This is a genomic window from Caulobacter sp. SL161 (genome assembly GCF_026672375.1).
Taxonomy (GTDB): Bacteria; Pseudomonadota; Alphaproteobacteria; order Caulobacterales; family Caulobacteraceae; genus Caulobacter.
The window spans coordinates 3,493,802-3,518,397 of the sequence record NZ_JAPPRA010000001.1 but is presented as its reverse complement, the minus strand read 5'-3'; the positions used below and the strand labels follow the sequence as shown (position 1 = coordinate 3,518,397).

Here is a 24,596-nt window from a genome sequence, read left to right as displayed (position 1 = left end):
TCAGGATCACCGGCGCGGCGCGCGCCGCTCCAGCCACCACAGCGCCCCCAGAACAGCGAGCAGGCCTGCGGCCCAGGGCCAGGGCGAACCCGGCGCCTGACGCGCCGCGCGCGCCGGTCCCGTCGGCGCCGTCTCGACCAGCGCTTGCGTCGCCGCCCGCGCCTGCGCTTGCGCCAGCGAAGGGGCAGCGTCGGCGGGCTGGACGTACAGCGCGCTCCGGCGATCGCCGTCCACGACCGTGCGCCAGCCCGAGGTATCGGGCCAATAGGCCGCGCACGCCCCTGGCGCAGCGCGCGGATCCGCGAGCGGCCGCCGCGTCGCGCCGTCGGGTTCAATCACGCTGAGCGCCGCTTTCGCCCCGCAGAGGGCGACCCGCTGACCCGCCCGCGCCAGCCCTTCGACCTGCACGCCCGCCGCCTCGCCAGGGCGCGCCACGGCCGAGAACAGCTCGCTCCACAGCTCGCCGTGGCGGTCGGCGCGGCCGGTCAGCACCAGGGCGTAGCTGTCGGCCACCGTCCACAGCGCCACCCGGCCCTGGCCCCGCGCGCGCCAGGCGGCCAGCGGCTGGCCGTCCTTGGTCACCACCAGCGGCACGCCGCCGAAGGTGGTCGGCAGGATGTCATGCCGGTTCACGTCCGAGTTCGGGCCGTTCAGCCGCACGGCGCGCAGGCCGTCGGTCTCGGCGGTTGGCAGGCCAAGCCCCGCCCAGTCGCGGCGCACCGCGTCCGACAGCGGACCCGTGGGCCGCAAGACGAGGCCGAGGCCGCCGCGTACGGCGCCGTCGATGGCGGCGCGGTCCTGGCGGTCCAGGGTCTCCCAGCGGCGATCGTCGATGACCAGCAGGTCCACAGCGTCCAGCGTCGCGCGGGTCAGGGCCACGGGCGCGTCGCCCAGCTGCACGCCGCCGCCCAGCGAGACCTCGAGGTTCAGGGCGATCCCGGCGTCCTGGGCCCAGCGGCGCAGGTACTTGGTCTCGGCGCTCGGCGCCCCGGCTAGCACAAGGACGCGCGGGCTGACCGGCGCGCGGGCCTCGACCGGGATCTCGACATGCTCGACCTGTCGGCCGGCGGCGTCGCGCAGACGCAGATCGAACAGCACCGGCCCCGCCGCGCGGGCCGCGCCCGACAGGCTAAAGCGCGCCCCGGCCTTGACCTCGACCTTGTCGACCACGGCCCCGGCCGGGTCCAGCAGCTCGACCACCCCGGCCTTCAGCGCGCCGATCTCGCCGCCCACGGTGAAGCGGGCGCCAGGGGCGACGGGGGCGGGCAGGGCCAGGGCGATGATCCCCTTGGGCGGGGCGGGCGGCGCGAAGGTCGCGGGGCGGTCCAGCGCGATGCGGTCGCGGGGCGACAGGCCATGGCCCTCGATCCGCAGCCGGCCGGGCTCGGGATAGAGCCGCAAGGCCGTGGCCAGGTCCGGAACCCGGATCGCGCCGGCCGCGCGCGCTGCTTCGGGCAGGGCCACGACGACATCGCCCGAGGCGGGCAGGCGGGCGCTCGCGCCTTCCGTCAGCACCACCAGCCGTCCGGGCGCAGTCAGCACGTGCGGCGGGAACAGGGTCAGCCACAGGAGAGCGCCGGCGGCGATCTGCAACCCCGCCAAGGCGACAAAGCGCCAGGTCGGACCCCGCTCGGCGAGCGTGGCGGCGCGACGACGCAGCACGAGGCGCGTCAGGCTGGCGACCAATGCGCCGACGATTACCGCCAAGGCCAGGAGCGAAGGACTGGTCATCGCAGGGCGTCCAGATAGAGCCGGCCGCGCGGGTCGACGGGAGCACGGCGCTGCACGCTCGGCGTTGGGCGCTCCAGCGCGGTCCACAGGAGGCTGCGCAGCTTGCGCCGGCAGTCCTGGCACTGGGGCTCGTTGCGGACGGTGTCGATGGCCGCGCTCAGCGACAGGGCGTCGGGCAGGCGGCCGGCGTTGGAGGCGACCCAGCGGGTCAGGGCGTCGAGGTTCTGCGGGGCGGCGGCCGGACCCGTCTGGCCGAGGGCGCGCCAGGCCTCGACGGCCGGGCTGTCGGCCGGGTCGCGGACCAGCGGCGCCAGACGCCCCGAGACGATGCCGTCGCGCTTGCCGCTCATCCGCCGCGACAGGTCGATCGGCGGCAGCTTGGGCGGCGTGCGGGCCAGATAGATCCGCGTCGCCTGCTGGGCGGTCTTCAGCAGGACGAGCGCCCGGTTGGCGTGCGGCAGGGCGGCCTGGACCTGGCCCTGACGCAGGGCGCGCTCGGAGTCCCACATGGCGTCCAGCGCCTGGGCCAGGGTGGCGCGGGTGCTGGGCGAGAACAGGGTGGCCGCATCGCCGCTGTCGTGGGCGTGACCGAACTCCGCCAACAGCTTGTCCATATCGCCCAGCGGCGAGCCGTCGCTCTCGGCGCCATGGTCGTGGCCATCGCCCGGACCATGATCGTGGTCGTCATGCGCCTCGGCCTTGGGCTCCGGGGCGGCGGGGCCGTCATTGGTCGGCAGGTCCAGAGCCGGGGCGTCGCTGGTGGGCAGGGCCAGGCCCACCCCGCCGCCGCCGCCCTCGGCCTCCTCGCCCATGAACTGGCCATAGCGCAGGCGCAGCTGGGCCTGGTCCTCGCCAAGGCCGTTGGCGCTGTCCATGAACTTGTCGGCCGAGATCCGGGCCTTGCGGGCCAGAAGGGCTTCAGCGTCGATGATGATCTGGCGCTGGCTGCGGAAATAGACCGGCAGGATCTTGCGGGCCATGCCCTCCAGGCCGTCGACCGGCGGCGGGGCCGTGGGCCAGCGCAGGATGACGCTGGGGCCCTCGACCGTCTGCGCCGTCGGCTGGCGATTGTCGCGGACGGTCAGCTGGACGATCAGGTCGCCGCCGCGCGTCAGGCCTTCGCGGGCCAGGTCCAGCGACACCGAAAAGCGCTTGAGACGCGCGTCGCCCTGGCCGGTCAGCGTCTGGGTCCGCTCGGTGGTGGTGATGTTCTCGCCTTCGCCCTTCGTGACGGTGATCTTCAGGGTGGCGGTCGCGGCGACCCCGTAGTCGTCGCGCGCCTCGAACACCGGCGCCCAGCGGGTCTGGCCGGGTTCCAGCAGGGTGAGGGCGGTGGTCGGGGTGACGACGCGCACCACAGGCGCCGTGTCAGGGATCATCTCCAGCCGGTGCAGCCGCTGGCGGGGCAGGCCGGGGGCCTCGATCCTATAGAGCGCCGAGCGCTCGAAGGTCCGCGCGCCGGTCCAGCGGCCGCCGTCGCGGCGCAGGGGCAGGGCGGTCTCGCCCGGTAGGGTGAGGCTCGCCGCGTCGGGCTGCGGCAGGAAGCCCAGGCTCCAGGCGACCTGTGAGCCTGCGGGCGCGCGGACGTCGAGGCTGCTCTGCTCGAACGGTCGCTGGCCGGTATAGGCGGGCGGGGTGATGCGCAGCCGCGCGCCGGTCAGGTGCGGGGCGGCCAGAGGCGCGGGGGCGGCGGGGCCTTGGCCTTGTCCGGTCTCGCCCGGCGCGGGCCACAGGGCGGCGGCCGCGATGACCAGCGCGCTGACGCCCACCGAGGCGACGATGGCGCGGGTTGACCAGGCCGGGCGCAGGTCGAGGGCGGCGGCCTCTTTCAGCCGCTCGCGAAGCCTTGCCTGCTGCAGCGCCGCCAGGCCTGTCAGGGTTTCGGGCGGCGCGAAGAGAAGGTCGCTGCTGTCTTCCAGCCCCGGCGCCTGGGCGTCGAGAGCGGCGGTCAGCCAGGCGCGGTCAAAGCGCTGCGTGCGCCGCCAGCCGGTCCAGGTGAGGGCGGCGAGACCCGCCGCGCCGACGGCGAGGGTCCCCAACGGTCCGGCCAAGCGCCAGGCCGCCACGCCGCCGGCCAGCACGGCGGGCGCGCCGATCGCCAGGGTGTCGAGCACCACGCGCAGCCGGGCGGCGCGGGGCAGGTGGGCCAGGGCGGCGATCATGCCATCACCGCCCGGTTTCGACGCGTGGCCAGCCAGCGCTCCCCGGCGAACAGCGCCGCGATCAGCACCGCCAGCCACGGGCGCAGGTCGATCGGATGCGGATTGAAGGCCAGGGCCGGCCCCGCCTCACCCAGCGTCGGCGTATAGTCCTGGGCGGCGACGCGGGCCGGGGCGGGCGGCGGGTCCAGCAGGGTCCACAGGCGGTCGGGGAAGTCGGGCTCGACCAGGGCGGGCAGGCTCTTGGGGGCCAGCGGGCGGGTCAGTTGCAGCACGCGGCCCTGACCATAGCGGCCCTCGAGGGCCAGCGGCTCCGCCACGGCGTCGCGCCAGACGACGGTCTTGCTTCCCTCGACGGGCGAGGGCGCGTCATCGGCCAGCAGCACGACGCCGCCGCGCTCGATCCAGGACAGCACGGCGTCCGACAGCGGCGCGCCCGACAGCCAGATCAGGGTCTGGGCGCCGCCGGGCAGCGGCTGGTCGACGGGCGCGGCGTCGAAGGCGGGGGTTTGCTCGGATTCGGCATAGGCGCTCGCCGCCGCACGGAAATACTGGACCGCTTCGACCCGCTCGGCGGCGTAGCGAACCGCCAGGGCCGGCGGCGCGCGCTCAGGCTTGGCGCTGGGCGTGACGGTGGTGGGGACGGCCTTCCAGGTGACCTTGCGCGACAGCACGAGCCGCCCGCCGTCGGCTTCGAAGGTCTGGGGCACGACCAGGGTCAGCGGGGTTGCGGCCGGTAGTTCGGCGTCGAGCTGGCGGATCAGGCTGGCGAGATCGGCGGTGGCGGGCGGTGCGGCGTGGTCGGCGCTGGGAAAGTCGGGCGCCAGCCAGACGCGGCGCGCGGCGTCATCGGGGACCTGGGCGGCGTCGATCCCCGGAGCGAGGGCGACCACGGGACGCTCATCGCCGCTCGGCCGCAGCACCGGGCGGGCCAGGGCGACGGCGATCGCCACGATCAGCGCGATCCGCACCGCCAGCAGCAGGCGCTCGTCCAGTTGCAGGCGCTGGACGGGCTTGGGGTTGGGGTTCAGCCAGCGCAGGGCGGCGAAGTCGATGGTCCTGGTCTCGGTGCGCCGGGCGATATGGATCGCCAGCGGAACCGCGACGGCCAGCAGGGCGGCGAGCGCGGCGGGCAGCAGCAGGGCGGGGATCATCGGACCGCCGCCGCGCGGGCCAGGGCCTGGATCGGCCCGTCCGGATCCTGGTCGGCGAAGTGTTCGGCGAAGCGCACGCCCCGGCTTTCCAGACGCGCGCGCAGGGCCGCGCGGGCCTCGCCAAAGCGCTTGAGGAAGTCGGCGCGCAGCGACCGGCCGTCGCCCGCCAGCTCGGCCCGGTTCTCCGGATCGCGGAAGCGCAGCGAGCTGTCGAACGGAAAGTCGCGCTCGTCGCCGGTCAGGAGCTGGACGAACGACACGTCGCGGCCCGAGGCGGCCAGGCGCTCGGCGGCGGCGACGCAAGCCTCGTCGAAGCCGTCGGTGATGAAGATGACGAGATCGCCGGGCGCGATCCGCTCGCCCAGGGTCTTCAGGTCACGGTCCCAGTGCGGCGCGCCGCCGGGCTTGAGCGGGCTGATCTCCAGCCGGATGCGGTCGCGCTGGCGCTTGTCGCCCGACGGGGCCAGCACCAGCGGGCTACGCTCCTGGGCGACGACGAGGCCGAAGCGGTCGCCTTGCAAGAGGGCGATCTCAATCAGGGCGGCGGTCAGGCGGCGGGCGGCGTCGAAGCGCGTCCAGGTGGGGCGCGCAAGATCGGCCTGGGCCATCGAGGCGCTGGCGTCCAGCACGATCCAGATCGCCACCGGGCTCTCGCGCTCGGCGTCGCGGACGAAGAACTTGTCGGACCGCGAATAGAGCTTCCAGTCGATCCGCCGCAGGTCATCGCCGCGTTCGTAGGCGCGGTACTGGGCGAACTCCATCGCCCCGCCACGATTGCGGCTGGCGTGGGCGCCGTCGCCGACCAGCACGGCGGCCGCGCGCGGCGCCAGCGACAGGCGTCGCAGGCGGGTGCGCAGGTCCGGAGGCAGGTCGAACGGCGACATGCGCAGGGTCAGTCGCGGGCGGGGGCGGGCAGGGCGGCCAGCAGGGCGGCGACCACGTCGTCGGTCGTCTTGCGCTCAGCCTCGGCGGCGAAGGACAACAGGATGCGGTGGCGGAGCACCGGCGCGGCCAGGGCGACGACATCTTCGCGGGTGGCGGCCAGGCGCCCATGCAGCAGGGCGCGGGCCTTGGCGGCCAGCACCAGGGCCTGGCCGGCGCGCGGACCGGCGCCCCAGCGGACATAGTCCTGGATGGCGGGCGGGGCGTCGGGGCCGGGACGGGTGGCGCGGATCAGGCGGGTGATCCAGGTCAGCAGGCCGTCGCTGACATGGGCCTGGCGGACCCACTTTTGCAGCTCGACGATGTCGGCGCCGGTCATCACCGCCTTGGGGGCCTCAATCGCGCCGCCGGTGGTCAAAGCGAGGATCGCCCGCTCCTCCTCGGCGGTGGGATAGCCCACGCGGATGTTCAGCAGGAAGCGGTCCAGCTGCGCCTCGGGCAGGGGATAGGTGCCGGCCTGCTCCAGCGGGTTCTGGGTGGCCAGCACGAAGAACGGCTCGGACAGGGCGTGGGTGACGCCGGCGTAGCTGACCTGGTGCTCCTGCATGGCTTCGAGCAGGGCGGCCTGGGTCTTGGGCGGGGTGCGGTTCAGCTCGTCGGCCAGGAACAGGTTGGTGAAGACCGGACCCTGCTGGAAGCGGAAGTGGCGATGGCCCGTGCCGTGGTCTTCCTCCAGCACCTCGGTGCCCAGGATGTCGCTGGGCATCAGGTCGGGGGTGAACTGCACGCGGCGGAAGTCCAGCGACAGGGCCTGGCCCAGGGTGCGGACCAAGAGGGTCTTGCCCAGGCCCGGCACGCCCTCGATCAGGCAGTGGCCGCCGGCCAGGAGGCCGATCAGCAGCTGCTCGACCACCTCGTCCTGGCCGACGATGGCCTGGCCGATGGCGGCGCGCAGCTGCGACAGACGCTGAAGCTTGCCCGCGATCTCGGCTTCGGTGGGGGTCTTGGTCATAAGCGATCCGAACAGAGAAAAAGGCGATCAGGCCGTGAGGGCGTAGAGCACGATGTTGACCGCGAACTTGGTGTTGTCATCGGCCAGGAAGCGCTTGTTGCGCCAGTCGAAATCCCACTCGCAGCCGTAATCCTTGTTGCTGTAGAGCACCCCGAGGCGCCCGCCGATCTCGATGCCCTTCAGATAGTCGTGGATGAGATCGTCGCCCCAGCCGTTCAGTTCGAAGCTGGTCGCCGGCGGGCCGTCGAACTTGAAGAAGTTGCGGTAGATCAGGTGATCGTTGGGCAGCTTCTTCAGGGCGTCGGCCCCGAACAGCTTGGCCATCTGGCGCTCGAACGACTTGGCGAACAGACCGTCGATGTCGTGGTTGCAGTCGTCGACGAAGACGAAGCCGCCGTTGCGGACATAGGTCTTGAAGTTCTCGGCCTCGGCGGGGTTGAACTCGACCAGCTTGTGGCCCGCGAGGTAGCAGAACGGCGCGGTCAGCATGGCCGGATCCGAGAGCCGCACGACGCGCTCCTCGGGATCGACCCGCAGGGTGGTGTAGTCGACCAGCGAGGTCAGGATGTTGGCCGGCATGCGCTGGTCGACGTCCCAGTCGCCGCTGTCGTAGCGCAGGCGCGTGAACCAGAAATCATAGGGCGGCGCGGCTTTAGGAGACGATGGGAGGCTGGCCAGCCAACCTCCCATCGCACCGCCCGCCAGCAGACGCAGACACTCCGAACGGGTTACGCGACTGCTGGCCATGGGTGTGTGTCAGACGGCGTCCGACAGCGAGGTGAAGGTGAAGTCCCGCACCCGCATCGGCGGGATCATGTACTTCATCTGACCGCCTTCGCTGACGCGGACCGGACGGCCCAGGTCGTCGATATTGTTCAGCATGATCACCGGCGACTCGTTGAAGCGGAAGTTCTTGATCGGATACTTCAGCTGGCCGTTCTCGATGTAGAAGGTGCCGTCGCGGGTCAGGCCCGTCAGCAGCACGGTCTGCGGATCGACCATGCGGATGTACCAGGTGCGGGTCACCAGGATGCCGCGCTCGGTCTCGCGCACCAGGTCGGCGGTCGACTTGGTCCCGCCCGACATGATGATGTTGCCCGGACGCCCGACGACAGGCTTGCCCTGCTTCTGCGCCCAGTAGGGCGAGTACATCAGGTTGGCGATCTTGCCGTTCTCGACCATGGCCATCTTCTCGCGGGCGCGGCCCGAGCCGTCCCAGGGCAGGACCGCGAGGTCCGGGTGCCAGGGGTCGGAGATGAAGCTCACGCGCGGGTCATAGACCTGCTCGCCCAGCTTGTTGCCGCCGCCCTTCTTGGACAGGAAGCTGCGGCCTTCGTCCGCCGCGCGGGCGTCGAAGAAGTTGAACATGAACGAGATCAGGCCCGAGGCGGCGGCGGGCTCGAGGATCACCGTGTACTTGCCCGGCTCCAGGGCCTGGGCCTCGGCCGAGGCGCTGGCCTTGCGCATGGCGATCTCGATGTCGCTGGCCGGCTTGAAGGGCGTGGAGTCCTGCAGGTTGCGCGCGACCCAGCCCGAACCGCGACCGTCAGACGTGCGGACGGTGCAGGTGTAGTCCATCTCGGTCGAGCGCTGATAGCCGAACGCGCCCTTGCTGTTGGCGAAGGCCACGAAGCTCTGCTCGTCGTTCAGGAACCCGGCCGCGATCAGGTTCTTGGACCGGCAGGGCGCGATCGACGCCATGGCGATGTCGGCCCGTTGTTCAGGCGTGATGGCCGCAGTGGCCGCGCTGAAGGTCGAGCTGGGCTTGTAGACCTGCTTTTCGACCGCCGGCACGAACTCGGGGTTTTCCGGCGCCAGGCGCGCCAGCTCCTCGGCGCGCTTGACCGCACGGGCCAGGGACGCGTCGGAGAAGTCGTTGGTCGACGAGGTGCCGACGCGGCGGCCGAAGGCCACCGAGACGCCCAGGTTGGTGTCGCTGACCACGCCGCTGGTCGAGACGTTGTTCAGTGCGAAGCGGATGTTGCCTTCGATCGAACCGGTCAGCTGGGCGGTGCATTCGTCCGCCGTCGAGAGCTTGATGACCTTGTCGAGGATCGTCTTGGCCTCGGCTTCCGTCATGATACCCATGATGTGTCTCCCTCGATCCGCTTAACCGAGCGAGCGCGCGGTATTGATGACGTTGATGCCGTCGAACCGGGTGGTCGACGAACCGTGGCTGACGGCCGAAACCTGGCTGGGCTGGCCCTTGCCGTCGAAGAACGAGCCGAACAGGCGGTAGTCCCGCTCGTCGCAGATCGCCGAGCAGGCGTTCCAGAACTCGGGCGTGCGCATCTGATAGGCGACGTCTTCCAGCGGTTGGGTGATCTTGCCGTCCTTGATCTCGTAGAACAGCGTGCCGCCGAACTGGGCGTTGTAGCGCTGCTGGTCGATCGAGAACGAGCCGCGACCCAGGATGTAGATGCCGTTCTCGACGTTGCCGATCATGTCGGCCAGGCTGAGCGGCTTCTTGCCGGGCTCCAGCGAGACGTTGGGCATGCGCTGGAACTGCACGGTCGACCAGGAGTCGGCGTACGAGCAGCCGTCGCTCTCGGTCTTGCCCAGGATGTGGGCCTGATCGCGGGTGGCCTGATAGTCGACCAGCTTGCCGTTCTGGATCAGCGGCCAGCTCTTGGTCTTGATGCCTTCGTCGTCAAAGCCGACAGCGCCCAGGCTGCCCGGCTGCACCTTGTCGGCGATGACGTTGACGATCTCGTTGCCGTACTGGAAGCGCTGTTCGCGCTTGTCCAGCGTGGCGAAGCTGGTGCCGGCGTAGTTGGCCTCGTAGCCCAGCACACGGTCCAGTTCGAGCGGGTGGCCGATCGACTCGTGGATGGTCAGGCCCAGGTGGTTGGGGTCCAGGACGAGGTCGTAGCGGCCCGGCTTCACCGACTTGGCGGTCAGCTTCTCGCGCGCCTGGATGGCGGCGGCCTGGGCGTCCTCGACCATGTCGTAGGACTTGTTGTAGCTGATGATGCCGTTGGGCGAGAGGACCTTATCCTCGGCCTTGGGGTCCAGGTACTCATAGCCCATGCCCATCGGAGCCGAGAGGCCTTCGCGCGAGCGGAACTTGCCGGTGGCCTTGTCGATCGCGGTGACCGTGAACGGCGCCCAGACGCGATGGATGTCCTGGTCGATGAACGAGCCGTCGCTGCTGGCGAAGTACTTCTGCTCGTTGATCAGGAACAGGCTGGAATTGACGAAGTTGGCGCCGGCCTTCAGGGCCGCGCCGTTGACCCGCATCAGCAGGTCGACCTTCTCCTGCAGCGACACTTCCATGCCGTTGCGGCGGATGGGCGTGGCCCACTTGACCTCGCCGACGCCCTTGGTCGGGGCCAGCTGGACGGGCGCGGTCTGGCTCTTGGCGTTGGCCTTGGCGATGGCGACGGCCAGGCGGGCGGTCTGCGCCACCGACTCCGGCGACATGTTGTTGGTGGCGGCGAAGCCCCAGGCCCCGCCGGCGATGACGCGTACGCCCACGCCGCTGGACTCGGTGTTGGTCACGCCCTGGACGTTGGCTTCGCGCGTCTGGATGAACTGGCGCAGGTAGCGGCCGACGCGGACGTCGCAATAGGTGGCCCCGGCGGCCTTGGCCGCGGTCAGGGCCGCGTCGGCGAGCCGCTTCTTGACCGCCACGTCCATGGTTTCCACCAGCTGCTCGGCGGCGATCGCCTGGCCAAAGCCCGGTAGAAGCACGCCGCCGGCGCCGATGCCGCAGGCCGCGAGGAACTGTCGTCTATCCAAGGTCTCTCCTCCCCAGTGGCCCCCGATCCGGGGCACGGTGTCGCCTGTTCCGGATCGGCCGGAATCTCACGCGGTGGAAGTTCTGACGCAGACCGGTATCTGAGGTCAAATATTTCTCAGATGTAATGTTTCCGCGCCCTCTGTTTGCACGCGCGAAGCAATTGGCTACCGATCCAGCTGCAAACTTGCCTTAGCCGGAGGAAAAGGGTTCGTAGAGCCTTTAGCCTGAAATCGGAATCGATTTCAGGCGTTAAAAAGGCTCTAGATCAAATATTTAGAGCGTGAGAATAGCCGAAACCGGTTCCCACTTTCGGCCTCACGCTCTAGCCAAGATTTCGGCTTGAGTCCGGCTGGAAATCCTCGCCCTTCGACAAGCGCAGGATGAGGATCACCCGCAAACATGCGCCAACAGTCGTCCTCACCCTGAGCTTGTCGAAGGGTGAGGATGTCGTCTGCTGCGTCGTTGACGCCCGACGGACTAAATCAACGGCGCCGGGTGCTCACCCGTCGGGCGCCGAACCCGCAAAGAGCCGCGCGTTCAGCGGGCCGGGCCGGCTTCGCTGCGGCGCACGCGGATCGCCGGCTGGCTTCCGACCTTCATCCGATAGCTGCCCATGGCGGCCTTGCGGATCTCGACGGTGGTCCCGGCCTTGGGAGGCTTGCCCAGAACTTCGCCGTCGATCTGGCGCCAGACCGCGCCGTCTTCGAGCGTGACGACCAAGCGGCCTTCGGCGTCGGCGCGCGCGGCCTTGACGACGGCCTCCAGAGTCTCGGTCTCAGCCTTGTCGGCGCCGCGATCCAGGATCGACAGGGTAGGCAGCTCCAGGCCGAACGCCTGGCGGCGCGCGGCGCGGGCCGTCTGCTTGTCGATGATGATGACCTCGCCGGTCTCCTGGGCCTTGGTCACCGACTGGGCGGCCTTGTCGTAACAGGCCAGGCGCTCGCCGTCGGCCTTGATCGCGCTGCAGGCCTTCAGCGCCTTGATGACATCGGGTTCGGGCGCGGTCTGGGCCAGGGCGGCGCCGGCGGTGAGGGCCAGGGCGGCGAGGGCGAGGGCCAGGGCAGGGGCGGGGGCGAGCATGGCGGAGGGTCTCATCAGGCGGGGTCCTTATCGCCCAGCAGCCAGCCGGTCAGCGACAGGCGCTTGGCTTCGGCGTAGCTGGCGACCTGGGCCACCGAGTGGGAGGCGGGCACCTTGAACAGGGTCAGCACGTTGAAGCCCGGCGCCAGTCCGCGCGTCACATTGCCGTCGGCGTCGTGGAACAGGAGCTGGCCGCCCCAGTCGGGACGCCAGCGCCGGGTGAAGCCCAGGGTGAAGGCCGCCAGGCGGTGGTCCTGGCGATGGCTGTCGTCGTGCACCGTCAGAAAGTCGCCGGGGCGATAGTAGGAGGCCTGGACGCGCACGCCGGTGACGTCCGGCGCACCGACCACCTGACCGCCAAAGTCGAGGAAAGCGCGGCTCTCCAGGAACTCGGTCGCGCGATGGACCGGGGTCTGCGGCGCCCGCAGGTACTCGTCCTGCAGCGCGTAGGACATGTGGACGAACGAGAAGCCCTTGCCGGCCCGGCGCAGCGCGCCTTGCAGGAACTGGCGCACCTGGGCCTCGCCGAACTTCTTGATGACCTCGGGGGTGATCACCAGCGTTTCGGACGCCTCGTCGGGCGCGACGATGTTCCAGGTCAGCGGGTCCAGCAGGGCGGCGACGGCCTCTGCGTCCTGCGGCGCCAGGAACACGGGAATCTGCACATAGCCGTCCCGCGCGAACCGCTCGGCGAAGGCCTCGATCGGCAGGTCTGTGTTGATTCTCAGGGGCGGGTGCTGGGGCATTCGAGCTCGGATACGCGACAGGCGGGCGGCGCAATGTCGCCGCGCGGCTATTGAAGCGATGCTTCTTGTCGCGGCGCAACCGCCTGCGACTTTTTCCGGTCGCCGAGCCTAGATCTGGCGGCGGCTTCGAATTGCGAACATGTACACGGGCTGCGAACATGTATTCACGCGAAAGTTAGCGTTACCGCCGATCAAGGAACTTCGTTCGCCACGGCCAGCGGCGCCGAAATTTCACGGTTCTTTAGAATTGGCAGAAATTTCCCTAGTCGAGGCGTGTGTGTGTCGCCCCCCGGCGCTGCGCTGTCTTGCGCGTGACGTTTCGTCAACACGGGCGAATGTCACAAGACTGTAGCCATTTTCCCGCGCTGCTTGCCGAAAATTTGTTGGCCTTTTCATCCCATTAGGGCGCCGGAATGCGCGAATGTGTCGCATTTGAGACACTGGCGAAGAATTCTTGCGTCTCCCGCGCGTGGCGCGATTGACCCATGCCCCTGACACAGCCTTCCTGCGCTCAATGCCCTGTTCGTTAAGAACCGGGGGGGAGCGTGCGCGCCGTTTCAGGCGGCGCCACGTCAAGTTTTTGGAGGTGGAATTTGTTGGGTTTTGTTAGCCGTCGAAAGAGCCTGTTGGCCTCTTCCATCCTGTGCGGCGTCATGCTGCCGGCCGCCGCTGCTTGGGCGCAACAGGCTGAAGAACCGGCCCAGGTCGAAGAAATCGTCGTCACCGGTTCGCGCATCGCGCGCGCTGACCTGACCTCGGCCAGCCCGGTCGCCCAAGTCGGCGACAAGGAGCTGAAGCAGTCGGGCGTGGTGAACACCGAAAACCTGCTGAACACCCTGCCGCAGGCGGTTCCGGGCATCACCTCGACCGTAAACAACGGTAGCAACGGCACCGCCACGGTGAACCTGCGCGGCCTCGGCTCGAACCGCACCCTGGTGCTGGTGGATGGCAAGCGCCAGACCCCGACCACCCAGGCCGGCAGCGTCGACCTGAACCTGATCCCGCCGGCGCTGATCAAGCGCATCGACGTCGTGTCGGGCGGCGGCTCGGCCGTTTACGGTTCGGACGCCATCTCGGGCGTCGTCAACTTCATCCTGAAGAACGACTTCGAGGGTCTCGAGTTCTCGGCCGGCTATTCGGAAACCGATGGCGGCGAAGCGCCGATCTACTCGGCCGACCTGACGATGGGCGCCAACTTCGCCGATCGTAAGGGCAACGTCGTCCTGAGCCTCGGCTACAACAAGCGCGAAGCCCTGACCCAAGGCGAGCGCGGCGGCATGCTGAGCCGCGCCTGGGGCGACAACGCCGCCCGCACCGGCTTTGTCCCGTCGGGTTCGGGCTCGATGGAGCCGGGCCGCGTCGATCCGTTCGTGGCCGGTCGCTTCGTGACCCTGCCGGGCGTCGCCAACAACGCCGCCAACTCGGCCTACTTCCTGCCGACCGGCGACGTTCGCCTGTATGACGCGGCCAACGACACCTACAACTTCGCGCCGGTCAACTATCTGCAGACCCCGCAAGAGCGTTTCTCGGTGACCTCGCTGGCCACCTACGAGATCAAGCCGGGCCTGACCGCCTACGCCAAGGGCAACTTCGTCAACTCGAAGGTCGTCACCCAGCTGGCCCCGACCCCGGTCGGCAGCCGTATCTTCCGCTTCACGTTGGACAACAACCCGTTCCTGACGACGGCCGCCAAGACCGCTCTGAACAGCCTGGGTTCGGCGTCGAGTTACTCGATCCCGGCCTCCAGCCCCTGGGCGACCGGCACCTACACCGACGTCGACACCGACGGCGACGGCATCTTCGACACCGTCACGGGCGTGTTCAACAAGCGTCTCAGCGACGTGGGTCCGCGCGTTTCGTCCTTCAACTTCTCGGGCTTCCAGATGCAACTGGGCCTGAAGGGCGACATCGAAGCCATCAACGGCGGCTTCGACATCTACTACCAGTACGGCAACACCCATGGCAGCAACACGCTGCTGGGCGACACCAGCCTGGTCCGTATCCAGCAAGGCCTGCTGCTGAACGCCGCCGGCACCGGCTGCGCCGATCCGTCGGGCGGTTGCGTCCCGGTCAACATCTTCGGTCAAGGCACGATGTCGGCGGCTGCGGCCAACTTCATCAAGACCCGCATCAACTCGTCGCAAGACTACGAGCAGATGTACGGTGGCTTCAGCATCAACGGTGACACCGAGAACCAGTTCTCGCTGCCCGCCGGCCCGATCGGCTTCGCCGTCGGCTTCGAGTATCGCGCTGAAGAGTTCGCCTTCAACCCCAGCCAAGACCTGGCCACGGGCAACCTGACGGGCTTCAACGCCAGCCCGCCGGTCTCCGGTCGCTTCGACGTGTACGAAGGTTACGCCGAAGTGCTGGTCCCGCTGCTGAAGGACCTGCCGCTGGTCAAGTCGCTGGACCTGGAACTGGCCGGCCGTACCTCGGACTACACCGGTCAATCCAAGGCGACCCAGACCTACAAGGTCGCGGGTTCGTGGAAGGTGTTCGACGACCTGATGCTGCGCGCGTCGTACAACAAGGCGATCCGCGCTCCGTCGATCGGCGAACTTTACGCGCCGCAGAGCAACGGCTTCCCGACCGCCACCGACCCGTGCTCGGCCCGGGGTGCGCCGACCGCCTCGATCGCCGCCGCCTGCGTCGCTTCGGGCGTCTCGGCCAGCGTCGTCGGCCAGATCAACGCCAACCAGCAGACCCAGACCCTGTCGGGCGGCAACCCGAACCTGCGTCCGGAAGAAGGCAAGACCTTCACGGCCGGCTTCGTGTACACCCCGTCGTGGCTGCCGGGCTTCTCGATCACCGGTGACTATTTCGACATCGAGATCACGGACGCCATCGCCAACTTCGGCGGCAGCGCCGCCAACGTCATGAACGTCTGCTACGGCCCGATCGTGAAGGGCAACCCGAACTCGCCGTACTGCCAGGCCATCAAGCGCCTCTCGAACGGCTCGATCGACTACGTCTCGCTCACCGCGCAGAACGTCGCCACGATCACGACCTCGGGCTTCGACCTCGGCGTCACCTACCGCACGACCCTGGAACAACTGGGTCTGCCGGATTGGGGTTCGCTGGCGTTCCGCTCGCTGTACACCAACACCTGGGACTCGACGACGACGCCGGACGAAATCTCGGCGCCGATCAAGTGCGCCGATAAGTTCGGTACGCGTTGCGGTAACCCGACTCCGCGTCACAAGCTGCGCTCGACCCTGAACTGGACCCACAACCAGTTCGGCGTGAACGTGGTTTGGAACCACCTGGACGACGTGCTGGACGACAACCCCGCCAGCAAGTTCACCGTCGAGCGTATCGGCGCGAAGAACTACTGGGATCTGTCGGCCGACTGGAACGTGAACGACAACCTCGCCTTCACCGGCGGCGTGCGTAACCTGACCCAGGAAGCCTATCCGATCCTCGGCGGCAACGCCTCGCCGTCGAACAGCGGTTACCCCGCCACGTACGACGTGCTGGGCCGGACGTTCTTCCTGAACGCCCGCCTGCGCTACTAATCGGTCAATCCCCGCCGTTTCGGCGGCGGGGACACCCGGTTTCGAAGGCCCGCCTCAAGCGATTGAGGCGGGTTTTCTTTTGGGCGGTTTGGGGTTGAGTGTTGATCGTGTCGTGGCGGCCGTCCTCGCCCTTCGACAAGCTCAGGGTGAGGACGACTGCTGACTCGGCTTGCACAAAATCCTCATCCTGAGCTTGTCGAAGGACGAGGATTTCCAACCGTCTTGGCGCCCTGGCCCTCAGCGCGGAACGACGTCGAAGGCGATCGTCAGGCGGTGGTCGGCGTCCGTGAACGGCTGGGTGCCGTGCCACAGGCACGAGGGGAACAGGGCCAGGATCCCACGCTCGGGCTTGATGAAATGCTCGGCCTCGAGGGGCGGCTGCGTCAGGCAGCCTGGACGGCCAAAGCGCAGCCAGCCGGCGCGGGTGGTCTCGTCGTCGAAGCGGCCCGGCAGGTCCAGATAGAAGGCCGACGAGATCCAGCCGCGCGGATGCACGTGGTCGGCGTGGAAGCCCTCGGACCGCAGCCGCACCGACCAGCCGCCCGCGAAGGCGAAGTCGGCCGCGCGCCGCCGACGGATCGGATCCTGGCCCGCGCCCAGCGCCTCGACATACCGCGCCACGGCCTTGCGCGCCGAGGCGAAGAAGGCCTGCACCAGCGGATCGCGCGAGCGGTCCAGCGACGGCACCTGACTGCCGCCCCGCAGGGACTGGTTCAGCGGGTGGGTCTTCAGATCGTGCAGGTCCAGCATCCGGTCGCGCAGGGCGTCGAGGAAGGCCTCGAGGCTCTCCCAACCGTCCGGCGTGTCCAGAGTGTCGGTCCGCACCAGGGCGGCGTAGTCGCGGTAGAGATCGCCCCGGGGATCGCCGGTGATCCGCCAGGCGGTGTTGCGTAGCACCAGCGCGTACTGATCGTCAGGCGCGTCGGCGACCAGGGCCTCGGCCACCTGCGCGGCGGCGTCGGCCTGGCCCTCGGCCAACAGGGCCTCGCAGAGGACCGTCTGGCTTTCCGGCGCGCCCGGCGCCAGGCGCACGGCCTCGCGCGCGTGGGCCAGCATCCGCGCCCGGTCGCCCACGGCGCCGGCCGCTCGCGCTGCGGCGATGCGAGCCGTCAGATCGCCCGGCGCGCGGGCCAGAGCGTCCTCCAGCGTGGTGTCGGCCCCGGCATGGTCGCCGGCGAAGGTCAGGACGTTGCTGCGGATCGTGCGCAGGGTGACGTCGGCGGGATAGCGGGCGATGGCGGCGTCGAGCGGGGCCAGCGCCGCCTCGCTCTGACCCGAGCGCATCCAGCGCAGCTGGGCCAGATTGAGATGAACGGCGGCGTCGTTGGGCCGGGCGGCCAGGGCGCGGGCGAAGGTCGCCTCGGTCTCGTCATAGCGGTGCAGGCCCTGTAGCGCCTTGCCCAAAACGAGCCGCACCTCGGGGACGTCGAGGCCCAGCGCAATGGTCTTGCGCGCCGCGCCCTCGGCCTCGTCGTCGATCGCCAGATCCCCCAGGGTGGCGGCCAGATTGTACCAGGCGAAGCGGTCGCCGGGCGCGCGTGCCACCGCGCGGCGGTTGAACGCCAGGGCCTCGTCGGTCCGGCCCATCGCCTTCAGCGCCGCGGCGTGGGCCATCAGGAGGCTGGGCGCGGCCTGGGGCAGGGCGGCGGGACCCGTGGTCAGGCGCAGGGCGTCGGCGGCTCGCCCGTTGTCGATGAGCGTCCAGGCCTGGTTGGTCACGAGATCGGTCATGGCGCGCCGCAATTGCTCCCTGTCCAGTCTTTGGCGCTCCCGGCGGCGGACCACAACCGCCAAGGCGCAAATTCCCCGAGGACCGTCCCTTGAGCGCCTGCTATGCCTGCCGCCATGAGCACGATCACGACCGTCGGCGTCGACGCCGACGACACCCTGTGGCACTGCGAGAGCCTGTTCCGCCTGTCCCACGCCCGCTTCCTGGAGCTGTTGTCCGAGCACGGCGATCCTGCGAAGATCGAGGCCCAGCTGACGGCCGTCGAGAAGCGCAACCTGCGGGTCTATGGCTACGGGGCCAAGGGCTTCACCCTGTCGATGATCGAGACGGCGCTGGAGGTCACCGACGGGGCGGTCGACACCCGCGTGATCCGCGAGATCCTGGCCGTCGGCCGCGAGATGCTGACCGAGCCGATCGAGCCGCTGCCGGGCGTGGAGAACGCGCTCTCGACGCTGTCGGACCGCTATCGCCTGATCCTGATCACCAAGGGCGACCTCCTGCACCAGGAGCAGAAGCTGGCCTCGTCGGGCCTGGGCGACTATTTCGTCGCCGTCGAGATCGTGTCCGAAAAGGACGCCAGCACCTACCGCCGGGTGTTCGACCGTTACGGCACGGGCGCGGAGCAGGCGGTGATGGCGGGCAACTCGATGCGGTCCGACATCCTGCCGGCCCTGGAGGCCGGCTGCTGGGGCGCCTTGATCCCGTATCCCCTGGTCTGGTCCCACGAGGCGGCGGACGCGCCTGTGGGGCATTCGCGCTATGTCGAGCTGGGCGGCATCAGCGAGCTGCCGGCGTGGGTGGAGGGGATTTCGCGCTAAAGCGCCCCCTCCGTCACGCGGCTGCGCCGCGCGCCACCGCCCCCGCAAGCGGGGCAGGAAGGGGCGGCTTCTTCCTCCCCTGCGGAGCGGGGGAGGTGGCCCGGAGGGCCGGAGGGGGCGCTCAAGCCGCCTGCTTCTTCCCCACCTTCGCCAGCCAGTCCCGCGCCGGGCGCTCGAAGAACACCAGCGACAGATAGGCGATCGGGAACAGGGCCACGACCCAGAACAGCACCCACAGGCGCATCAGGTCGCCGTTGAGGTTCCACATCCCCAGGCCCACCCAGGCCAGGCCCATCTTCAGGGCGATGGGGTGCAGTAGGTACAGGCTGAACGACAGCTGCGCCCAGGGCGCCAGGCGCCGGCTGACCCCGCCGTGCGCGCCCTTGGCGTCGGCGGCCACGCCCAGGAGGCCCACGGCGTAGACGACGAACAGCAGGATGGTGCGCTCCACGCCGGCCCACGACATAACCAGATAGCCGCCCAGCAGCAGCCACATCAGAAGGTTCGGGCGCGGGATCCTGGCCAGCTGATCGCGCAGCTGGAAGGCAGCCATGCCGATCAGGAAGCCGGGCACGGCCCGCAGCACGCCATAGTCCCAGGTCCACTGGTGGAAGGGCCGGTCGCCGTGCGGCGTCTGCAGCATGATGGCGATCGAGGCCAGGGCCACGCCCAGGGTCACCCATGGCCCGCGCGCGGTCAGCAGGAAGATCAGCGGCAGCGCCAGATACATCCCCATCTCGGCGCTGATCGCCCAGCTGGCGAAGTTCCAGGTCTGGGAATGACAGACGCCCCAGGCGTGGACGAAGACGATGTTGGGCACGATGCAGGCCACGTCATAGCGGCGCGGGTCACGGTCCTGGATCCAGCCGGCCGCGCCGGCGGCGGCCACGGCGATGAACACCAGCATGGTGGCCCAGTGCAGCGGCCCGAGCCTGGCCACGCGCTTCTGGATGAAGTCGCGATAGGCGGCGAAGCTGGTCAGGCGGCCGGTATAGATCGCGGCCATCACATAGCCGGAGATGAAGAAGAACAGGTCGACGATCAGGCTGAACGTCTTGATCGTATCGTCCGCCCACTGCCATTGGCCGTCCAGGTTGATGAACCGGTTGAAGTGGAACACCACGATCATCACCGCCCCGACGATACGCAGGGCGTCCAGGTGCAGCATCTGGTCGGAATCAGGCTGGAGAGGGGGGAGCTTCGGCATGGCGGAGTGGTGGCATGAGACGCCCCCTCCGTCACGCGGCTTTCGCCGCGCGCCACCTCCCCCGTTTCACGGGTGAGGAGGAAGCCGCTCCACTCCTCCTGCCCCGCTTGCGGGGGAGGTGGCGCGGCGCCGATAGGCGACGTGACGGAGGGGGCGCGATTGCCCTAGATCGCCACCCGCTTCGCCAGGGCGCTGCGGCGGGCGTTGGTTTCTTCCTGGGCGCGTTGGACGGCTTCGGTTTCGGTGGCGTGCAGCAGGTGGTCGATGACCCGTTCCAGGTGGTCGCGCATGGCCTGGCGGGCGGCGGCGGGGTCGCGGGCCTTGAGGGCGTCGACGACGCGGCGGTGCTCGGCGATGCGGGGCTCCAGGCCCATGCCGCGCGCGCGGGCAAGGATGTTGCGGGCGAGCGGCGAGCGGTTGCGCCAGTCCCACAGGGTCTCGATCGTGGCGATGATCGCGCCATTGCCGGTAGCCCGGGCGATGGTCAGGTGGAACTCGCGGTCGGCGTCCTCGCCCCGGATTTCCTCCTCCTCGTGCATGCGGGTCAGCAGGCCTTCCAGCGCCGCGATCTGGTCGTCGGTGATCGAGGTGGCGGCCAGGGCGGCGGCCTCGCCCTCGAACAGGCGGCGGGCCTCGATCAGTTCGAAGGCGCCGATCTCGAAGTCGATCTCCGGCGACGGCGCGAGGGGGCGCGTGGTCGCCGTGACATAGATGCCCAGGCCGTGGCGGGCCTCGATCATGCCCAGCATCTCCAGAGCGATCATCGCCTCGCGCAGGGTGGGGCGGGACACCCCGAACTGCTCGGCCAGTTCCCGCTCGGTCGGCAGGCGGTCGCCCAGCCTGTAGCGCCCGGCCTCGATGTCGTCGGCCACGGAGTCGGCGATCTTGCGGTAGAGCTTGACGTTGTCAGACATGGCGATCGGGCTTGAGCAGGCGCAGAAACACGCCCCAGGGCAGGGGAGAGCGCCAATCTCTATCACGGCCAACCGCGCCGATGAGCCTCCTTTTTCGCGCGCATTGTCGCGGAGGTCAGACCACGCTCACCAGTCGTGCATCGACCCGTCGAGGCGGCGGGCGATGGGCAGATAAGCGCGCTGATAGGGGTACTTCGCCGCCAGGTCCTCGTCGATGTCGACGCCCAGGCCTGGAGCGTCGCCGGGGTGCAGCATGCCGTCCTTGAAGGTGTAGGCGTGGGGGAACACCGCGTCGGTCTCGGGCGTGTGGCGCATATATTCCTGGACGCCGAAGTTGGGGATCGACAGGTCAAAGTGCAGGGCCGCGCCCATGCAGACCGGCGACAGGTCGGTGGCGCCGTGGCAGCCGGTGCGCACATGGTGCAGATCGGCGAAGCTGGCCAGCTTCTTCAGGTGGGTGATCCCGCCGGCGTGAACGACCGTGGCGCGGATGTAGTCGATCAGCTGCTCCTCGATCAGCTGCTTGCAGTCCCAGATCGCGTTGAAGATCTCGCCGACGGCCAGGGGGGTCGTGGTGTGCTGGCGGATCAGGCGGAAACTGGCCTGGTTCTCGGCCGGGGTGGCGTCCTCCATCCAGAACAGGCGGTAGGGCTCCAGATCCTTGCCCAGACGCGCGGCCTCGATCGGGGTCAGGCGGTGGTGGACGTCGTGCAGCAGGTGCAGGTCATCGCCCAGCCGCTCGCGGGCGGCCTCGAACAGGGCGGGGGTGCTGCGCAGATAGCGCTCGGTCGACCAGATCGTCTCCTTGGGCAGATCGCTGTCGGCGGGCTCGTAGAAGAACTTGTCCTTGGAGACGCCATAGGTGCCGCTCATGCCGGGCACGCCGGTCTGCAGGCGGATGGCCTTGTAGCCCTGCTCGGCATAGACGGCGGCGTTGTCGAGGGTCTCGTCGATCGTCTCGCCATTGGCGTGGCCATAGACCATGACGCCCGAGCGGCAGGCGCCGCCCAGCAACTGATAGACCGGCAGGCCGGCGATCTTGCCCTTGATGTCCCACAGGGCCGTGTCGACGGCGGCGATGGCGGCCATGGTCACCGGGCCCCGACGCCAGTAGCAGCCACGATAGAGGTACTGCCAGATGTCCTCGATCTGGTGGGCGTCGCGGCCGATCAGGCAGGGGATGACGTGCTGGGTCAGATAGGCCTCGACCGCCAGTTCACGGCCGTTCAGCGTAGCGTCGCCCAGGCCATAGACGCCCTCGTCGGTCATGATCTTCAGGGTGACGAAGTTGCGCCCCGGACACGTGACGATGGTCTTGGCGGCGATGATCTTGGGCATGGAGGACGCTTCGACCTTGTGCAGAGGCTGGACTGAGCCGGAGGTCAAAAGCCAAAGCCCGCGCCTTGCCGCGCAGCGCCCCAACCGCCTCCCCGGCTATCGATGTACCGGTACCATGAGGCTTGTCAACCGGGTGGTCTGACCACTAATAGTCGGTGTCCCGACCTTCTGTGGGGGCGCTTCGTGACAGTGCGGGGTCGGAAAGTTCAATAAGGCCGATCTTCCCGGCGAAGGCCGGGACCCAGATCACAAGGCCGTATCGGAACCAGATCCGGCTCGTCCGAGCCTTTCGATCTGGGCCCCGGCCTTCGCCGGGGAAATCGGGATTAGGGTAGGAAACATGATGCGTTTGATGACGTTCGTCGCGGCCCTGCTTTTCCTCGTCGTCCCAGCGGCCCGCGCCGAGGACGGTTACGACCTGTGGCTCCGCTACAAGCCGGTCGCCGAGAGCGCGCGCGTCGCCTACGCCGCCCGCGCCGCCGCGATCGCGCCCGTCGCCGAAACCCCGACCCTGACCGTGGCCCGCGCCGAGCTGGAGCGCGGCCTGGCGGGCCTGGTGGGCCAGCCCGCCTCGGCGGCGGCCGGCGCGCGCGACGGCGTGATCCTGCTCGCGTCGGGCGCGACGCCGGCGATCACCGGCCTTGGCCTGCCGCTGCAGACGCTGGGCGAGGAGGGCTATCTGATCCGCACCGTGACGGTCGGCGGCAAGGCCACCACCGTCATCGCCGCCAACCGCGACATCGGCGTGCTCTACGGCGTGTTCCGCTATCTGTCGCTGATCCAGACCGGCCAGTCGGTCGACAAGCTCGACATCACGTCGGTCCCCAAGGTGAAGCTTCGGATGCTCAACCACTGGGACAACCTCGATCGCCATGTCGAGCGCGGCTATTCTGGCCAGTCGATCTTCGACTGGTGGCGGCTGCCCGGCCATGTCGACCCGCGCATGGTCGACTACGCCCGCGCCAACGCCTCGATCGGGATCAACGGGACGGTCCTGAACAACGTCAACGCCAAGGCCGACAGCCTGACCGCGCCGTTCATCGCCAAGGCCGCCGCGCTCGCCGACACCTTCCGGCCCTATGGGATCAAGGTCTATCTGACCGCGCGCTTTTCTTCGCCGATGGAGATCGGCGGCCTGAAGACCGCCGACCCGCTGGACCCGGCGGTGCGCGCGTTCTGGAAGGCCAAGGCCGACGAGATCTACAAGGCCATCCCCGACTTCGGCGGCTTTCTGGTGAAGGCCAATTCCGAGGGGCAGCCGGGTCCGCAGGACTATGGCCGCACCCATGTCGACGGGGCCAACATGCTGGCCGACGCGGTCGCTCCGCACGGCGGCGTCGTGTTCTGGCGGGCCTTTGTCTATTCGCACGAGCAGCCCGAGGACCGCGCCAAGCAGGGCTATAACGAGTTCAAGCCGTTCGACGGCCAGTTCCGCGACAATGTGGTCATCCAGGTCAAGAACGGCGCCATCGACTTCCAGCCGCGCGAGCCGTTCCACCCGCTGTTCGGGGCCATGCCCAAGACCAATCTCGGCATGGAGTTCCAGATCACCAAGGAATATCTCGGCTTCTCGACCCACCTCGTCTACCTCGGCCCGCTGTTCGAGGAGGTTCTGCGCTCGGACACGATGGCCCGTGGCAAGGGCTCGACCGTGGCCAAGGTGATCGACGGGGCGCTGGACGGCCGCAAGCTGACCGCCATGGCGGGCGTGGCCAATATCGGCAGCGACCGCAACTGGAGCGGCTCGCAGTTCGACCAGGCCAACTGGTACGTCTTCGGGCGCCTGGCCTGGGACCCAGAGGCGGGCACGCAGGCCATCGCGCAGGACTGGACCAGGATGACCTTCAGCGCCGACCCGCGCCTGGTGACGCCGGTCGTGTCGATGATGATGGGCTCGCGCGAGGCGGCGGTGGACTACATGACGCCGCTGGGCCTGCATCACCAGATGGGCCGGGACCACCACTATGGCCCGGGACCCTGGGTCGCCGGCGGCCCGCGCGCCGACTGGACCAGCGTCTACTACGCCAAGGCCAGCCAGACCGGGATCGGCTTTGACCGCACCCCCTCCGGCAGCAACGCCACGGCCCAGTACGCGCCGGCGGTGGGCGCCTGTTACGCGGACCTCAAATGCGTCGACGAGAAGGACCTGCTGTGGTTCCACCACGTCCCCTGGGACTATCGCCTGACGTCCGGCGACACCCTGTGGGACGGGCTGGTCAAGCACTATGGCCGCGGCGTGGCCTATGTGGACGGCATGGAAAAGACCTGGGCGGGCCTGGCCCCCTATGTCGACGCCCGGCGCCACCGCGAGGTGTCGGACTATCTGAAGATCCAGCGGGCCGAGGCCCAGTGGTGGCGCGACGCCTCTATCGCCTGGTTCCAGACCTTCGCCAAGCGTCCCCTGCCGGCGGGCGAAAAGCCCCCGGAGCAGTCGCTGGAGTACTATCAGAGCCTGAAGTTCCCCTGGGCTCCGGGGAACGGGAAGTAATCTCCGTGTCATCCCGGCCGTGGCGCGAAGCGCGGAGCGCCGGGACCCAGGGGGTGAAAGAGCGCGGTGCGCACCGCCCCC

At 69.2% G+C, this 24,596-nt stretch carries 17 protein-coding genes and 3 pseudogenes; 6 read left to right on the top strand and 14 right to left on the bottom strand.

Features of this window, described 5'->3' with window-relative positions:
• Positions 1-6 precede the first annotated feature (6 nt).
• From OVA11_RS17305 to OVA11_RS17270, 8 genes are read right to left on the bottom strand one after another with little or no spacing between them, the layout of a single operon-like run.
• Positions 7-1,731: a hypothetical protein gene (locus OVA11_RS17305; protein WP_268068482.1), complete on the bottom strand. Its 1,725-nt coding sequence runs from the start codon at positions 1,729-1,731 to the stop codon at positions 7-9.
• The gene (locus OVA11_RS17300; RefSeq protein ID WP_268068481.1) at positions 1,728-3,893 is read right to left on the bottom strand and encodes a DUF4175 family protein; all 2,166 of its coding nucleotides are present in this window, start codon (positions 3,891-3,893) and stop codon (positions 1,728-1,730) included. Before OVA11_RS17300 ends, OVA11_RS17305 begins: the two co-directional genes overlap by 4 nt.
• A complete protein-coding gene (locus OVA11_RS17295) occupies positions 3,890-5,044 on the bottom strand; it encodes a BatA domain-containing protein (RefSeq protein ID WP_268068480.1) in 1,155 nt (384 codons plus the stop codon). Before OVA11_RS17295 ends, OVA11_RS17300 begins: the two co-directional genes overlap by 4 nt.
• Positions 5,041-5,928, bottom strand: coding sequence for a DUF58 domain-containing protein (locus OVA11_RS17290; RefSeq protein WP_268068479.1), 888 nt, complete (start codon positions 5,926-5,928; stop codon positions 5,041-5,043). Before OVA11_RS17290 ends, OVA11_RS17295 begins: the two co-directional genes overlap by 4 nt.
• 8 nt (positions 5,929-5,936) lie before the next feature.
• Positions 5,937-6,938: an AAA family ATPase gene (locus OVA11_RS17285; protein ID WP_268068477.1), complete on the bottom strand. Its 1,002-nt coding sequence runs from the start codon at positions 6,936-6,938 to the stop codon at positions 5,937-5,939.
• Between the two features lie 27 nt (positions 6,939-6,965).
• Entirely contained in the window at positions 6,966-7,685 is a 720-nt protein-coding gene (locus OVA11_RS17280) for a DUF4159 domain-containing protein (protein ID WP_268068476.1), read from the bottom strand.
• 9 nt (positions 7,686-7,694) lie between these two features.
• On the bottom strand, positions 7,695-9,026 hold the full coding sequence (locus OVA11_RS17275; protein ID WP_268068475.1) for a TldD/PmbA family protein: 1,332 nt from the start codon (positions 9,024-9,026) through the stop codon (positions 7,695-7,697).
• Positions 9,027-9,047: 21 nt separating this feature from the next.
• Positions 9,048-10,679, bottom strand: coding sequence for a TldD/PmbA family protein (locus tag OVA11_RS17270; RefSeq protein ID WP_268068474.1), 1,632 nt, complete (start codon positions 10,677-10,679; stop codon positions 9,048-9,050).
• A 350-nt stretch (positions 10,680-11,029) separates the two neighbouring features.
• On the opposite strand from OVA11_RS17270, the pseudogene OVA11_RS17265 reads away from it, so the two are divergent.
• A pseudogene (locus OVA11_RS17265) lies at positions 11,030-11,119 on the top strand (hypothetical protein); the annotation flags it as partial.
• Between the two features lie 98 nt (positions 11,120-11,217).
• On the opposite strand, the gene OVA11_RS17260 reads toward OVA11_RS17265, so the two are convergent.
• Both OVA11_RS17260 and OVA11_RS17255 read right to left on the bottom strand, forming a co-directional pair.
• A complete protein-coding gene (locus OVA11_RS17260; RefSeq protein ID WP_268068473.1) occupies positions 11,218-11,775 on the bottom strand; it encodes a hypothetical protein in 558 nt (185 codons plus the stop codon).
• Positions 11,775-12,506 (bottom strand): 2OG-Fe(II) oxygenase family protein, encoded by a 732-nt coding sequence (locus OVA11_RS17255; RefSeq protein WP_268068472.1) that lies wholly within the window; start codon positions 12,504-12,506, stop codon positions 11,775-11,777. Before OVA11_RS17255 ends, OVA11_RS17260 begins: the two co-directional genes overlap by 1 nt.
• A 593-nt stretch (positions 12,507-13,099) precedes the next feature.
• Here OVA11_RS17255 and OVA11_RS17250 point away from each other — a divergent pair.
• Positions 13,100-16,021, top strand: coding sequence for a TonB-dependent receptor domain-containing protein (locus tag OVA11_RS17250; RefSeq protein ID WP_268068471.1), 2,922 nt, complete (start codon positions 13,100-13,102; stop codon positions 16,019-16,021).
• A gap of 110 nt (positions 16,022-16,131) precedes the next feature.
• Positions 16,132-16,238: pseudogene (locus tag OVA11_RS17245) on the top strand (hypothetical protein); the annotation flags it as partial.
• Positions 16,239-16,258: 20 nt separating this feature from the next.
• Here the strand turns inward: OVA11_RS17245 and OVA11_RS17240 are convergent.
• Positions 16,259-17,752, bottom strand: coding sequence for a putative 2OG-Fe(II) oxygenase (locus tag OVA11_RS17240; RefSeq protein ID WP_268068470.1), 1,494 nt, complete (start codon positions 17,750-17,752; stop codon positions 16,259-16,261).
• A 114-nt stretch (positions 17,753-17,866) separates the two neighbouring features.
• Between OVA11_RS17240 and OVA11_RS17235 the strand changes: the two genes are divergently transcribed.
• On the top strand, positions 17,867-18,568 hold the full coding sequence (locus OVA11_RS17235) for an HAD family hydrolase (protein ID WP_268068469.1): 702 nt from the start codon (positions 17,867-17,869) through the stop codon (positions 18,566-18,568).
• Between the two features lie 121 nt (positions 18,569-18,689).
• Here the strand turns inward: OVA11_RS17235 and OVA11_RS17230 are convergent, their stop codons facing one another.
• The gene (locus tag OVA11_RS17230; RefSeq protein ID WP_268068468.1) at positions 18,690-19,775 is read right to left on the bottom strand and encodes an acyltransferase family protein; all 1,086 of its coding nucleotides are present in this window, start codon (positions 19,773-19,775) and stop codon (positions 18,690-18,692) included.
• A 14-nt stretch (positions 19,776-19,789) separates the two neighbouring features.
• Between OVA11_RS17230 and OVA11_RS19875 the strand changes: the two are divergent.
• Positions 19,790-19,911, top strand: a pseudogene (locus tag OVA11_RS19875) (hypothetical protein).
• Positions 19,912-19,939: 28 nt separating this feature from the next.
• Here the strand turns inward: OVA11_RS19875 and OVA11_RS17225 are convergent.
• Both OVA11_RS17225 and manD read right to left on the bottom strand, forming a co-directional pair.
• A complete protein-coding gene (locus OVA11_RS17225) occupies positions 19,940-20,689 on the bottom strand; it encodes a FadR/GntR family transcriptional regulator (RefSeq protein ID WP_268068467.1) in 750 nt (249 codons plus the stop codon).
• A gap of 126 nt (positions 20,690-20,815) precedes the next feature.
• Complete coding sequence (gene manD, locus OVA11_RS17220) at positions 20,816-22,027, bottom strand: D-mannonate dehydratase ManD (protein WP_268068466.1); 1,212 nt, start codon at positions 22,025-22,027, stop codon at positions 20,816-20,818.
• Positions 22,028-22,370: 343 nt separating this feature from the next.
• Here manD and OVA11_RS17215 point away from each other — a divergent pair, with 343 nt between their 5' ends.
• Positions 22,371-24,515, top strand: a complete 2,145-nt coding sequence (locus OVA11_RS17215) for an alpha-glucuronidase family glycosyl hydrolase (RefSeq protein WP_268068465.1) — start codon at positions 22,371-22,373, stop codon at positions 24,513-24,515.
• The last annotated feature ends 81 nt before the right edge of the window (positions 24,516-24,596 follow it).